Origin of the sequence: Halorubrum sp. F4 (genome assembly GCF_027257195.1) — an archaeon.
GTDB lineage: Archaea > Halobacteriota > Halobacteria > Halobacteriales > Haloferacaceae > Halorubrum.
Window position 1 is genome coordinate 190,808 of the sequence record NZ_JAPDFS010000001.1, and the last position, 12,885, is coordinate 203,692.

The window sequence follows — 12,885 nt, forward strand, 5'->3', positions numbered from 1 at the left end:
AACCGCCATCTCGAACGCCTACGGGATCCCCAGACACAGCGAGGGGATGACCCGCGTGAACGTCGGATACGCGGAGGCCGGAACCGCGAGCAACGTGATCGCCGACCGCGCGCGCGTCGAGGCCGAGGCCCGCGGCGAGACGACGGCCCTGAAGGAGTACGGGAAGTCCCGGCTCAAGCGGGCGTTCCGCGGGGCCGCCGAGTCGCACGGGTGCGACCTCGAGTTCGAGGTCACGACCGAGTGTCCGCGGGCGGACAGCGATCCCGAACTCGCCGACCGCGTGACGTCGGTCGCGGCGGACGTCGACGGCGTCACGGAGGTGGTGCCGACCGCCGACTTCGGCGCGAGCGAGGACGCGACGTATCTGATGGAGCGCGTCCAAGAGGACGGCGGGCTCGCGACGTACCTGATCGTCGGCACCGACCACCCGACCGCCCACCACACGCCGACGTTCGACGTCGACGAGGACAGCCTACCGATCGGCGTCGACGTCCTGACGCGGGCGGTGCTCGACGTCGCCGCCGGCGACGTTCCGACGGCGTAGCTCGCTTCAAGCGGTCGTCGGCGTCGGCCCCGCGGCCGCGACCGCGTCGAGGAAGATCGAGATCCCGAGGTCGATCTCGCGTTCGGTCGCGTCGAGGGGCGGCAGCAGGCGGATCGTCTTCTTGCCGCAGCCGAGCGTGAGCAGGCCACGTTCCAGTGCCTCCCGAACCACGTCGTCGCGGCGGTCGGGCGTGTCGAACTCGACGGCGACCATGAGCCCCTTCCCGCGCACGTCGACGACGTGGTCGCCCGCGTCGTCCGCGAGCAGCTCCTTCGCCTGCCGACCCCGCTCGGTCGCGTTCGCCAGCAGGTCGTGGTCCTCGATCGCCTCGATCGTGAGCGCACCGGTCATCGACGCCAGGAGGTCGCCGCCGCCGAAGGTGGAACCGAGACGGTTCTTCTCCTCGGGAAAGAGTTCGGAGCGCCCGACCGTCGCGCCGACGCGGAGCGCCTTCGCGGCACCGATCACGTCGGGCTCGACGTCGTAGTGTTCCGACGCCCAGAACTCGCCCGTGCGGCCGACTCCGGACTGGATCTCGTCGACGATGAGGGGAATGTCGTACTCGTCGGTGACCGCGCCGACCTCCGCCATGAACGACTCGCTCGGGAACCGGTAGCCGCCGACGCCCTGTATCGGCTCGAGGACCACGAACGCGACCTCCGCGGGGTCGACGTGGCCGCCCTCCGGCGCGAGCGCATTTCGCAGCTGTGAGCCGCCGCCGGCGAAGAAGCCACAGTCGCACGTCTCCGCGGTACACTCGCGGTTCGCACAGAACGGGACCGTCTCGATCCCGGCGATCTCCGGGTAGTGGCGGGTGTAGACGTCCTTGGAGTTGGTGAGGGAAAGCGTGCCGAGGGTGCGCCCGTGGAAGCTTCCGCCGAACGCGAAGCCGTACTTCGCGGCCGGCTTGTGGTCGTGCGCGACCTTCATCGCGTTCTCGATGGCCTCCGCTCCGGAGTTCGAGAGGAAGACCGTGTCCAGCCCGAACGTCGAGGAGACCTCCGTGAGCTTCTCCATCAACTGCGTCGAGCCCGGGAACGGTGCGGTGTCGGGGTCCGGTCCGGAGCCGAAATACATGTCCTGTCCCGCGATCTTCATCGGCTCGACGAGATCGAACTCCCGAAGCGTGCCGAGCACCTTCTCGTTGTTGTACCCGAGCGGCGCGGCCCCGATGTGACACGTGAAGTCCATGAGGACGTTGCCGTCGACGTCGGTGACGAACGGGCCGTCCGCCTCGCGGGTGACGTCCCAGACGAACTCGTGGGAGTACTCGCTGGGTGCGGCGTGCTCGCCGTAGTGTTCGACCCACTTCTCGGCGTTCGGACCCGGCAAGCCGCCGGTGTCCGGCTCCGCAGTGTCCCTGTCCATACACAGTAAGTGTATACAACGTCCATTAAATCCTTCTCCCGATACGTGTTCGGACGAGGACAAGGACGGGAGCGGACGAACGGAAATGTACCGCGAGCGGGCGGACGGAAGGCGTACGCCGGAACCGGAGCCGGTCGACCGGATCGTCGTCAGCCGATTCGGTCGTCGGCCGGGTCGTCAGTTGGTTCAATCATCGATCGGGTCTTCATCGGTCGACTCAGTCGTCGTCGGATTCGACGACGGACCCGGTTCGAGACCCGCCTTCGTCCTCCGATCCGTACAGCACGGTCTCGTTCTGGAAGAGCACCTGGTCGTAGTTCTCGCCGAAGTCCTTGATCAGCGCCAGCATCGCGAGGAAGCAGACGAAGGCGAACGGCGTGCCGGTGATGATCGCCGCCTGCTGGAGCGTGTTCGCGCTGCCGGTGCCGCCGAGGATCATCAGGATCGCCGCGGTCATCCCGAGGACGACTCCCCAGAAGATCCGGTTGATGTTCGACGGCTTGGCCTTCCCGCCCGTGGTCATCATCGAGACGGCCAGCGTCGAGGAGTCGGCGGAGGTGACGAAGAACGTGGTCACCAGGATCAAGAACGCGTAGATCAGCACCGATCCGACCGGGAGCGTCAGCGACGCACCTCCGAGGTTCAGTGTGAAGTTCAGCGCCTCGAAGAGGATGAAGCCGGACACCTCCGCGCCGGCGTCGCCGGCCATCACGGCACTGAAGTCGGCGATGCCGTTGTGTTGTGCCCACACCGCGGTCCCGCCGACGAACGTGAACCACGGGATGGTGGCCGCGGAGGTCGCGACGATCCCCGTGAACGCGACCTCGCGGACGGTTCGACCCTTGGAGATCCGAGCGATGAACAGCCCCGCGAACGGCGACCACGACAGCGCCCACGCCCAGTAGAACACCGTCCACGCGTTCACCCAACCCGTCGCGCCCGCGTCGCCTCCTCCCATCGGTCCGGCACCGGTGAAGAGGCTCATCGAGACGAAGTCGGTGATCATCCCGCCGAACGCCTGCGTGCCGAGCAACACGAGGAACAGCGACGGACCCACGACGAACGTCACGAGCATGAGGGCGACGAACAGCACCATGTTGAAGTTCGATATCCGACGGATCCCCTTGTCGACGCCCAGCACCATCGAGGTGGTGAAAAGCAGAGTCATCATGGTGACGACGAGGAGGATCCCGACGTCGCCCATGTCGATGCCCCACTGGTAGTCGAGCCCGGTGACGAACTGGCTCCCGATGAACCCGAGCGACGTGGCGACGCCGCCGATCGTCGCGAACACCGCGAGAATGTCGACGACCTTCGCGAGCGGGCCGTCGAGGTTGTCGGCACCGAGGATCGGCGTGAGTGCCGAGGAGACGCGCAGCGGGACGTCCTCGTAGTTGTACGCGAAGTATCCGATCGCGATGCCCATGATGGTGAACACCGCGAGCTGCGGCAGCGCCCAGTGGAACAGCGTCTGCTGGACGGCGATCGTCATCGCCTCGGCCGTTCCACCCTCGACGGTACTGAAAAGCGGCGAGGGGCTGTCGTAGTAGAACAGCGCCTCGGTCGGGCCCCAGAACACGACGCCGGCCGCGAACCCGGCCGAGTACAGCATCGCGAAGAACGACAGGAAGCTGTACTCCGGGGACTCGTCGCCGAGCTTGATCCCGCCCCACGGCCCCACGATCAGGAAGAGGAGGAACAGGACGATCAGGAAGACGATCAACAGCATGGCCCAGTTGAACGCACCGAGCAGTTGGGTGTTGAGAGACGAGATCGTGTCCTCGACGGCCGACGGGCTGACGAAGAACGCGCCGATCACCCCGAGGGTCAACAGCGCCCCGAACGCGAAGACGACGGGGTCGATCTCCTCCAGGAACTTCGAGACCGGGCTCTCGGTCTCCTCCGCGTCGCTCACGCGGGATCACCCCCGTTCGATCCCCACCGAACCGAGCGCACGCGGCGGTTGCCGTCCGATTCCCCCTGCCGGCCGACTGCCGTGATGCGTGGTAGCACAGTCCGTTTGTTGAATGGATCCTACATAAATATTGTTCTTTTTCGTATTCGTGATACACGGTTGTTGTGTACGATCGAAGCGACGGGCGAGGAAACCGGCACGGCGTGCCGGGAACGTCGATCGTGGATCCGACGCGGGATTTTTTCACACCTCCCACGAAAGCGAGGGCGTGCGATACACGACACACGCGTCCTCCGAACGGAGGACCGCAGAAGTGAGAACGAACCGAACGGCGTCGAACCCGACCGAGACGAACGGAATCGCCCGGAGCTCTCGAGGAGCGAATCGATGACCGACGTCGACCTCGCCGTCTACTGGCACGACCGCATGCTGGATCACGAACAACCGGCGGGAGCGTTCAAACACCCGTCGACGCCGATCGTGGCCAACGACGAGACGCACCCGGATCGCCGCGAGCGCGTCGAGAACATCGTGGCGACGGTGGAACACGGCTTCCCCGAGGAGAGCCGGTTCGTCGAGCCCGAACGGGCGAGCAGGGAAACGATCGAGCGCGTTCACGACCCCGAGTACGTCGACTGGCTCGAGGCGTTCTGTGCCGACGGCGGCGGCCGGATCGGCCGGACGACGACCGGCGCGAACGAGGCGACGTACGACGCGGCGCGGGTCGCCGCCGGGACCGCGGTCGCCGCCGCGGACCACGCGCTGTCGGAGCGGTCGGGCGTCCCGTACGCGCTGTGTCGGCCGAGCGGTCATCACGCCCAGCCGACCCAGGCGGACGGGTTCTGCTTTCTCAACAACGCGGCCATCGCGGCCGAGGCCGCGCTCGCCGCCGACGGCGTCGACCGGGTCGCGATCGTCGACTGGGACGTCCACCACGGGAACGGGACCCAGGAGGCGTTCTACGACCGCGACGACGTGCTGTTCGTGAGCGCCCACCACGACCACGGCTCGTGGTCCGAGTACCACCCGCAGGAGGGCTCGCTCGAGGAGGACGGCGCGAACGACGGGAGCGGATACACCGTGAACGTCCCGCTTCCGCCCGGAACCGGTGACCGCGGATACGAGCGCCTGTTCGACGAGATCGTGGAACCGATCGTCCGGGGGTACGACCCGGACCTGGTCCTCGTGAGCGCGGGACAGGACGCGGGCACGGTCGACCCCAACGGCCGAAACCTCGTCACCCGCGGCGGCTTCCGGACGCTGGGATCCAGAGTCCGAACGCTCGCCGCCGACGTCGCCGACGACCGCCTGGCGCTGATCCAGGAGGGCGGCTACCAGCCGTCACACCTCTCGTTCGCCACGCTCGGCGTCCTCGAGGGCGTCCTCGAGCGCCTCGTCGACCTGGAGGGATACGGCCACGACGACCCGATGGGGTGGCTCGACGAGCCGACGGAACTCGTCGACGAGTGGCTCGACGAGGCGATCGACTACCACCGCACACACTGGCCGGTCCTGACGGAACCCGCCGTCGAGTAGCGTCGTCAGGAGTCACCGTTCTTCCGGTGCCTCCAGCCCTTTCGGTGCCTCCAGCCCTTCAACGCCTCTCGCGACGACGACTACGCTCCGCCGTGTTCCGTCTGCGGTGACGTGATCCGTTCAAGGACGGCCTCGCCGACCGCCGCGACGGCGTCGCCCGCGTCGCCGCCGTTCTCGGCCCGCGTCGCCGCCGTTCTCGGCCCGCGTCGCGAACGCCGAGAACACCAGCGGCGACGGGTCGGCGTCGGCCGGCCGGAGAACGCCGGCGTCGAGCGCCGCGGTCGGCAGGCCGCCGGTCTTGTGTGCGATCGGCGTCGAATACGGGAGGTACCGGGCGAAGAGCGAGGCGTCCTTCTGTTCGTCGAGCGGCACGCGGAGCCGCTCGTACGCCGGAGCGGAGAGCGTCGCCTCGTGAACCAGGTCGGCGAAGAACCGGGCGCAGTCGGTCGGCGTGGTGACGTTCGCGGGTCCGGACTCCGGAAGCTCCCCGAGCGGCTCGAACTCGTTGTCCCCGAGCGTCGCCATCATCTTCCGGCGGAGCCGAGTGTTCGTCATTCCGAGCCGAGTCGCGGCCGATTCGATCCGCTCCGCGCCGAGGGCGTCGATCAGTTCGTTGGTCGCCGCGTTGTCGCTGATCGCGATCATCGCCCGCGCGAGGTCCTCCAGTGACGGGGTCGGGTCATCGAGGAGATGGAAGACCCCGCTGCCGCCCACGCGGTTCTCCGGGGCGATCGGTCGGGTCTCCGCGAGTCGCTCGAGCCGCCCGTCGTACTCCTCGTAGAGGGCGTAGAGGATCGGGAGCTTGATCACGCTCGCGGCGACGAACTCCTCGTCCGCGTTCCGTCGGTGGAGGACGTCGAACGCGTCCGACTCACGCGGCACGCCGAGAAACACGCCGAGACGACCGTCGAACCGGTCGGCGATCGAATCGATCGCTCCGGCGAGGTCGGCGTCGGTCTCGACGGGCGGTCGGTCAGGTCTCATCCGTGTCGAACTCCCTCCCGGCCGAGCGCCATAACCTCTCGGGAAGGGGCGACACGGTGCCGACACTCGACCGCAGGGTGACCGTCCCGCCCGGTCAGCGGTCCAGCCGGTGATGCGTCACGGCCGCGACGCCCGATTCAGCCGTGTCGAGCGTCGCGACGTGAAAGGCGTCGTCCGCGCCCGCGACCGGGATCGGGAGCCCGCCGGGATTCACCCGCACGGTACCGTTTCGCTCCTCGATCCCGCTCGCATGGGTGTGTCCGTGGAGGACGTAGTCGTGGTCGCCACAGCCGACGAGCGCGTCGACGACGACCTCGCTCGTCCCGTGCGTGACCGCGACGTCGACGGCGTCGGCGTCGTTCCCGCCCGTGGAGCCGTTCTCGACGCCGCCGTCGGCTCCGAACGAGAGGACGCCCGCCTCCCCGAGGTACGTCCCGAACGAGTTGACCGTGGACTCCACGGCCCACTCGCCGTCGTTGTTCCCGCGGACCGCGTAGAAGTCGAACCCGGCGTCGAAGGGCGTCACGGAGAAGGGCGCGACGAAGTCGCCGCAGTGGACGACCGCGTCGACCTCCCGCGATTCGAACAGGTCCACCGCCGCCTCGACGGCGGCGAGGTCGTCGTGCGTGTCCGAGACGATACCGACGAGCATGTCCGTAGGTACGCGTGCGGCCGAAAAAATCCCCGGGCTCACGCGTCGTCGACGCGATCACCGTCGACCTCGCGTCCATCATCGACCTCGTGCCGTCGGCGGCGACGACGACGCTCGTGGATCCCCGCCAGGACGTACGCCGCCCCGATGGCCCTGAAAAGCGGCACGGACCGGTCCGCCCACCGGATCTCGTCCGGATCCTCGTACAGAAGCCGGGCGGCGAACTCGCGGTACGCCGTCGGGAACGCGAACACGACGGCGCCGAAGACGCCGGTGAGATTCACGAGCCAAGCGTAGCCGCGGCCGCCGAGCAGGCCGACGGTGACCGCGAGGACGCCCTCGGCTCGGACCGCCGACCCGACCCACGGTCTGGTGTCGGCGTCGGCGTCCTCGAGCGCGACGACCTCGAAGACGTCAACTACCCGATCCGGAAACAACGCGGTGAGGGCTCCGACGAGCCCGAGGATCGCTCGGATCATATCGAAGCGTACGGTCCGCCGGGGGATGACCCGTTCGTCGATTCCCGCTCGGCGAGAGGACGCTCCTCCGAGAGTTCCCGTCCTACTCTGCGACCGCTATTCGTCCTCGAGGGCCTGCCAGGAGAGCCGCGGGTTCCGGGCGGCCCCGACCTGGTCGATCCGCGCCGCGGCGGTCCGGTTCGGCGCGGTCTCGAGGGCCTCGTCGACGTCGGCGTACGCGAGGTCGAACGCCTCCGCGAGGTCGTCGAGCGAGGACTGTCCCTCGATCTCCGTCGGCTCGGTCAGCATCGCCTCGGGCACCATCTCGGGCCACTTCGTCGTCGGCGGGTGGACGCCGAAGTCCAGCATGCGTTTCGCGACGTCGGCGGCGTCGCGCTCGCCCGCGGTCGCCGCGAACTCGTGGTGGAACGGGCCGTAGGGAACCTCCAGGTCGATCCGTTCCGCGAGGTAGTTCGCGTTGAGCACGGCCTTGGCCGCCGCGTCCGCGAGCCCCTCGTCGCCCAGCCGGGCGATGTAGGCGTACGTCTTGATCAACACGAGCCAGTTGCCCTCGAAGCCGTGGACCTTCCCGATCGACTCGTCGGGCTCGAACCGCTCGTATCCCTTCTCGCCGTTCGTCTCGCGGACGCGCGGGCTCGGGAGGAACTCCGCGAGTTCCTCGGTGACCCCGACCGGTCCCGCGCCTGGACCGCCGCCGCCGTGGGGCGTCGCGAACGTCTTGTGGACGTTGTAGTGCATCACGTCGAACCCCATGTCGCCCGGACGACCGCGGCCGAGCAGGGCGTTCAGGTTCGCTCCGTCGTAGTAGAGCAGCCCGCCCGCGTCGTGAACGATCTCCGCGATCTCCGTGATGTCACGCTCGAAGAGCCCGACCGTGTTCGGGTTCGTGAGCATGAGCGCGGCGGTGTCGTCGCCGACCGCCGCCTCGAGCGCCTCCAGGTCGACGCGGCCGTCCTCCCCGGAGGGGAGTTCGACCACGTCGTAGCCGGCGGTCGCGGCCGTCGCGAAGTTGGTGCCGTGTGCGGACGCCGGGATCACCACCTCCGAGCGGTCGTTGCCGTGGTGTTCGTGATACGCCTTCGCGATCAGGATCCCCGTGAACTCGCCGGCCGCGCCCGCGGGCGGCTGGAGCGTGACGGCGTCCATGCCGCCGACGTCCGCGAGGAACTCCTGGAGCCGGTACTGCAGCTCGAGGTTCCCCTGGACCGCCCGATCCGGGCGGTCCGGGTGGACGGCCGCGTTCGGGTCCGCGGCGACGTCCTCGGTGAACTTGGGGTTGTACTTCATCGTACAGCTCCCGAGCGGGTACGGCCCCGAGTCGATCGCCCAGTTCATCTGCGAGAGCCGGGTGTAGTGGCGGGCGATCTCGGGCTCGGAGGGGGCGGGCAACGTGAGCTCCTCCCGGATCAGATCGTCCGACAGCGGTGATTTCTCCCGCACGTCGACCGTCTCCTCTCCCTTCTCGGAGAGCAGCGGTTCGTGGACCGACTCCTCCTCGCGCGTGTAGTCGGCCTGGTCGTGGATCACGTCAGATCACCTCCCCGAACGCCGCGACGAGGTCGTCCGCCCGTCCGGCGTTGTGGTCGGTCACGCACACCTGAAGCAGGTGCTCGCCGACGACGTGAACGAGGAATCCCGTCTTCTCGAGGTCGTCGGCCACGGCGGCCGCCGGCTGGTCGGTCCGCACCGCGAACTCGCGGAAGTGGTGGCGGTCGTGGACCGGCGCGGCCGCGCCCGAGAGGTCGTCGATCCGGTCGGCGAGCGCCGCGGCGTCCCGCACGCAGTCGTTCGCGAGGTCGACGAGTCCGTCCGGACCGAGCCACGCGGCGTGGATCGCCGCGCGCAGCGCGACCCACGCCTGGTTCGTACAGATGTTCGAGGTCGCCCGCTCCTTCCGGATGTGCTGTTCGCGGGTCTGGAGCGTGAGGGTGAACGCCCGGTCGCCCTCGGCGTCCTCGCTCGCGCCGACGAGCCGCCCGGGGACCTGCCGGAGGTGCTCCTCGCGACAGGCGAAGACCCCCAGTCCCATCCCGTAGGACGTCGGAAGCCCGAGCGCGCCGGCCTCGCCGACGACGACGTCGACCCCGGCGCTCGCGGGCTCCTCGAGCACCGACAGCGCGACCACGTCAGACCCGAGCGTGAACAGCGCGTCGTTGTCGTCGGCGACCTCGCCGATCGCGTCGAGGTTCTCCTCGATACACCCGCGGAGGGTGGGGTTCTCCGCGTACACCATGACGACGTCGTCGCCGACGCGGTCGGCGAGCGCGTCGACGTCGGCTATCCCGTCGTCCATCGAATACGCCTCGACCGTCAGGTCCGCGCCGGCACAGTAGTTCTCGAGGACCGCCCGCTTCCCCTCGCGGAGGTGCTCGGGGACGAGGACGACGTCGCCGGTCGTCGAACGGACGCGGTCGGCGAGCGTCGCGGCCTCCGAGAGCGCCGTCGCGGCGTCGTACATCGAGCAGTTCGCGACCGGGAGCCCGGTCAGCTCCACGAGCATCGATTGGTACTCGAAGAGCGCCTGGAGGAAGCCCTGTGAGATCTCCGGCTGGTACTGCGTGTAGCTCGTGAGGAACTCCGCGCGGTCCGAGAGGTGGTCGACGACGCTCGGCACGTAGTGGCTGTAGTGGCCGCGTCCGAGGAACTCCGTCGCGTCGTCGTTGCGCGCGAACATCCGCGCACACTCGTCGCGGATCCCGCGTTCGGTCCGGGCGTCGATCCCGAACTCGCCGTCGAAGGCGACCGCCTCCGGGATGTCGAAGAGGCTCTCCTCGCTCTCGACGCCGATCGTCTCCAGCATCGCCGCCGTCTCGGCGTCGGTGTGGGGCGCGTACGGGCTCCCGCTCATCTGCTCCCCGCGTCCGCGTCGCCCGCGGCGTTCGATTCGATTCGTCGGTTCGATTCGGATGGTGTCTGGTGGCTCGTCATGTGGTGTCGGCTCGGTGTGTCCGGACCGGGTGTGTCGGAACGCTCCACGTTCAGGCGATCTGCGCGTCGTACTCGTCGGCGTCGAGCAGCTCGTCGTATCCGACGCCGTCGCTCGGGGCGACCTCGATCATCCAGCCGTCGCCGTAGGGGTCCTCGTTGACGAGCTCCGGTCGGTCGAAGAGGTCCTCGTTGACCGCGAGGACCTCGCCGGATACCGGCGAGTACACGTCCGAGACCGCCTTGATCGACTCGACCACGCCGAACGTCTCGCCGGCGTCGAGTTCGTCGCCGGCGTCGGGCAGTTCGACGAAGACCACGTCGCCGAGTTCGTCCTGTGCGAAGTCGGAGATGCCGATCCGGACGGAGTCGTCGTCGACGGTGGTCCACTCGTGCGATTCCAGGTATCGTAACTCGTCGGGAACTTCGAAGCTCATTGTGGTGATCGATCGCGGCACGTGCCGACTTCGCCGCCTCGAACCGGGCGTTAGGGCGCTCGGATCGAACGGCGGACCGGTCGGACGTGCTCCGCGATACGCGTGCGTGTTCCTACCGAGGACGGGGAAATAAAAGGTGTGTTCCCGGCGGTCGATCGGTCACGGCAACGAGCCGCTTCGAGCGGTCCCGGCGGATCGGTTCGGAGCGGTCCCGGGAGGTCGAGTCCGAGCGCCCTCGATCGGAGCTCTCTCGGCCGGGATCTCCCGCGAGCGATCCCGACGGTTTATTCTCCCGGCGGGCCGGAGCGCGACCATGCTGATCACGCTGGAGGGGCTGGACGGGAGCGGGAAGACGACCATCTGGGAGGCGTTGAAGGACGTTCACCCGGACGCCGTCTTCACCCGCGAGCCGACCGACAGCTGGTACGGCGACGCGGTGTACCGCTCGATGGGCGACGCGGACGCCGACCCGATCGCCGAGCTCTTCTTGTACACCGCCGACCACGCCGACCACCTCTCGCGGACGGTCCGGCCCGCGCTCGCCGAGGGAGACCTCGTCGTCTCGGACCGGTACTCCGACTCCCGGTTCGCCTACCAGGGCGCGACGCTCGCCGAGAGCGACCTCGATATCGCCCGACCGATGGAGTACGTCCGGGGGATCCACGCCGCCTTCTCACGATCGCCGGACGCGACGATCTACCTCGATCTGGACGCGTCGACCGCCGCCGAGCGGTCGGGGCGCACGGACAAGTTCGAGCGGGACGGCTACCTCGCCGCGGTCCGGGAGAACTACGAGCGGTTGATCGATGCCGAGCCGGGACGGTTCGTTCGCGTCGACGCCACGCGGCCCCCCGAGGACGTGATCGCTCGCGTCGAGGACGTCGTCGCGTCCCTCCTCGCGGACGCGGAGTAGCGGGCATTCGATTACGTCTTCCGAGTCCTCCTCACCGCGTGTCGGGGAGTTCGTATTCCTCCGGCGGCGGCACGTAGAGGTAGTCGATCGCGACGCCGAGCACGATCGGGAGCCCGACGAGCGCCGCGACGACGATCGTCGGACTCACGAGGTCCACGCCCGTGCCGACGCCGATACCGGTGAAGAACAGCGTCGAGACGAAGAGCAACATCGGCGTCAGGACGACCGTGTACAGTACCCACCCCCACGAAGTGGCCAGCCGGAGCCTGAAGAATCGGGTCGTCACGCCGGCGACCAGCGTATGGAAGGCGACGAGCGCGACCAGGCTCGCGAACCCGAGGAACGCGATCATACCCGCACTACGGTCCCCCCGCTTTTGCCCCTATCGACGCGTGTCGGTCGGGAGGTGACGTCGCAGGGTCGCGCCGAACGGTCGGGAAAACCCACGACTCAGAACCTCCCGGAGCCGCCGCCCTGCCGTCTGGCCGACGAGATGAGCCCCTCGACGGGCTCGGTGTACTCGTATCCGGGGATCACGCCCTGGACGTAGGTCCCCTCGACGAAGTCGATCAGCGCGCCCGCGTCGTCGACGCCGCGCCGCTCGTTTACGTCCGTCAGCTCGAAGTTCACGACGACCGTCCCGCCGTCGCGCTCCACCCGCGGGTCGAACTCGTGGTCCCCGCGAGTCACCCCGCCGACGTCGACGACGCGGCGTTCGAACGTCTCGTACCAGCCCGTCTCGACCACGTCGGCCACCTCGTCGACGGTCACCGCCGACAGCGTCGGGACGCGGACGGCGACGAGAAAACGGATCCGACCGTCCTCGGGAGACGGTTCGGCCGACACTTCGGCGTCGAAGGCGGTCGTCTCCGACGCCCAGGCCTCGTCGCCGGCGGGCTCGAACGAGCCGTGGTCGCGGAAGGCCCGGCGGACGCGACCCGGGAGTTCGTCGGTGCGGGCGTCCGGCTCGACGGCGGCGTCGCGATCCCCGCCGTCGCCCTCGCGTTCGCTCTCGCACATGTCACGAACGAGGGGCCGCATCGTACAAAAGGCCCGTGTCCTCGGGAGCGACGACTGCCGGCCGTCATCGATGGGGGCACGTCGGGCCGGTACTGGTGTGCCTTTGTGTCCG

The 12,885-nt window shown here is 68.6% G+C and carries 13 protein-coding genes; 3 read left to right on the forward strand and 10 right to left on the reverse strand.

Annotated elements, in window-relative coordinates:
• On the forward strand, positions 1-544 hold a 544-nt coding region (locus OKW78_RS00975), incomplete at its 5' end, for a M20/M25/M40 family metallo-hydrolase (RefSeq protein WP_281193469.1).
• Between the two features lie 6 nt (positions 545-550).
• Here OKW78_RS00975 and OKW78_RS00980 read toward each other — a convergent pair.
• Both OKW78_RS00980 and OKW78_RS00985 read right to left on the reverse strand, forming a co-directional pair.
• Positions 551-1,912 (reverse strand): aminotransferase class III-fold pyridoxal phosphate-dependent enzyme, encoded by a 1,362-nt coding sequence (locus OKW78_RS00980; protein ID WP_281193470.1) that lies wholly within the window; start codon positions 1,910-1,912, stop codon positions 551-553.
• A 217-nt stretch (positions 1,913-2,129) separates the two neighbouring features.
• Positions 2,130-3,827: a BCCT family transporter gene (locus OKW78_RS00985; protein WP_281193471.1), complete on the reverse strand. Its 1,698-nt coding sequence runs from the start codon at positions 3,825-3,827 to the stop codon at positions 2,130-2,132.
• Positions 3,828-4,214: 387 nt separating this feature from the next.
• Between OKW78_RS00985 and OKW78_RS00990 the strand changes: the two genes are divergently transcribed.
• Positions 4,215-5,363, forward strand: coding sequence for a class II histone deacetylase (locus OKW78_RS00990; protein WP_281193472.1), 1,149 nt, complete (start codon positions 4,215-4,217; stop codon positions 5,361-5,363).
• Between the two features lie 120 nt (positions 5,364-5,483).
• Here OKW78_RS00990 and OKW78_RS00995 read toward each other — a convergent pair whose 3' ends face one another.
• The 6 genes from OKW78_RS00995 to gcvH form a co-directional block, all read right to left on the reverse strand.
• Positions 5,484-6,347, reverse strand: coding sequence for a serine hydrolase (locus OKW78_RS00995; protein WP_281193473.1), 864 nt, complete (start codon positions 6,345-6,347; stop codon positions 5,484-5,486).
• A gap of 94 nt (positions 6,348-6,441) precedes the next feature.
• Positions 6,442-6,999, reverse strand: a complete 558-nt coding sequence (locus OKW78_RS01000) for a metallophosphoesterase (RefSeq protein WP_281193474.1) — start codon at positions 6,997-6,999, stop codon at positions 6,442-6,444.
• A gap of 38 nt (positions 7,000-7,037) precedes the next feature.
• On the reverse strand, positions 7,038-7,478 hold the full coding sequence (locus tag OKW78_RS01005; protein ID WP_281193476.1) for a hypothetical protein: 441 nt from the start codon (positions 7,476-7,478) through the stop codon (positions 7,038-7,040).
• Positions 7,479-7,574: 96 nt separating this feature from the next.
• Positions 7,575-9,005: an aminomethyl-transferring glycine dehydrogenase subunit GcvPB gene (gene gcvPB, locus OKW78_RS01010; RefSeq protein ID WP_281193478.1), complete on the reverse strand. Its 1,431-nt coding sequence runs from the start codon at positions 9,003-9,005 to the stop codon at positions 7,575-7,577.
• 1 nt (position 9,006) lies between these two features.
• Positions 9,007-10,326, reverse strand: coding sequence for an aminomethyl-transferring glycine dehydrogenase subunit GcvPA (gcvPA, locus tag OKW78_RS01015; protein WP_281193479.1), 1,320 nt, complete (start codon positions 10,324-10,326; stop codon positions 9,007-9,009).
• A 130-nt stretch (positions 10,327-10,456) separates the two neighbouring features.
• Positions 10,457-10,840 carry a glycine cleavage system protein GcvH gene (gcvH, locus tag OKW78_RS01020; RefSeq protein WP_281193480.1) on the reverse strand — a complete coding sequence of 128 codons (384 nt, stop codon included), beginning with the start codon at positions 10,838-10,840 and terminating at the stop codon, positions 10,457-10,459.
• Positions 10,841-11,153: 313 nt separating this feature from the next.
• On the opposite strand from gcvH, the gene tmk reads away from it, so the two are divergent.
• Positions 11,154-11,753: a dTMP kinase gene (tmk, locus tag OKW78_RS01025; RefSeq protein WP_281193481.1), complete on the forward strand. Its 600-nt coding sequence runs from the start codon at positions 11,154-11,156 to the stop codon at positions 11,751-11,753.
• A 31-nt stretch (positions 11,754-11,784) separates the two neighbouring features.
• Here tmk and OKW78_RS01030 read toward each other — a convergent pair whose 3' ends face one another.
• Together OKW78_RS01030 and OKW78_RS01035 are read right to left on the reverse strand one after the other, a co-directional pair.
• Entirely contained in the window at positions 11,785-12,105 is a 321-nt protein-coding gene (locus OKW78_RS01030; RefSeq protein WP_281193482.1) for a hypothetical protein, read from the reverse strand.
• Positions 12,106-12,203: 98 nt separating this feature from the next.
• A complete protein-coding gene (locus OKW78_RS01035) occupies positions 12,204-12,773 on the reverse strand; it encodes a DUF5813 family protein (RefSeq protein ID WP_281193483.1) in 570 nt (189 codons plus the stop codon).
• Between the last annotated feature and the right edge of the window lie 112 nt (positions 12,774-12,885).

Coding starts and splice junctions, on each gene's coding strand:
- OKW78_RS00980 (WP_281193470.1), bottom strand. CDS start 1,912: ATGGACAGGGACACTGCGGAGCCGGACACCGGCGGCTTGCCGGGTCCG.
- OKW78_RS00990 (WP_281193472.1), top strand. CDS start 4,215: ATGACCGACGTCGACCTCGCCGTCTACTGGCACGACCGCATGCTGGAT.
- OKW78_RS00995 (WP_281193473.1), bottom strand. CDS start 6,347: ATGAGACCTGACCGACCGCCCGTCGAGACCGACGCCGACCTCGCCGGA.
- OKW78_RS01000 (WP_281193474.1), bottom strand. CDS start 6,999: ATGCTCGTCGGTATCGTCTCGGACACGCACGACGACCTCGCCGCCGTC.
- OKW78_RS01005 (WP_281193476.1), bottom strand. CDS start 7,478: ATGATCCGAGCGATCCTCGGGCTCGTCGGAGCCCTCACCGCGTTGTTT.
- gcvPA (WP_281193479.1), bottom strand. CDS start 10,326: ATGAGCGGGAGCCCGTACGCGCCCCACACCGACGCCGAGACGGCGGCG.
- gcvH (WP_281193480.1), bottom strand. CDS start 10,840: ATGAGCTTCGAAGTTCCCGACGAGTTACGATACCTGGAATCGCACGAG.
- tmk (WP_281193481.1), top strand. CDS start 11,154: ATGCTGATCACGCTGGAGGGGCTGGACGGGAGCGGGAAGACGACCATC.
- OKW78_RS01030 (WP_281193482.1), bottom strand. CDS start 12,105: ATGATCGCGTTCCTCGGGTTCGCGAGCCTGGTCGCGCTCGTCGCCTTC.
- OKW78_RS01035 (WP_281193483.1), bottom strand. CDS start 12,773: ATGTGCGAGAGCGAACGCGAGGGCGACGGCGGGGATCGCGACGCCGCC.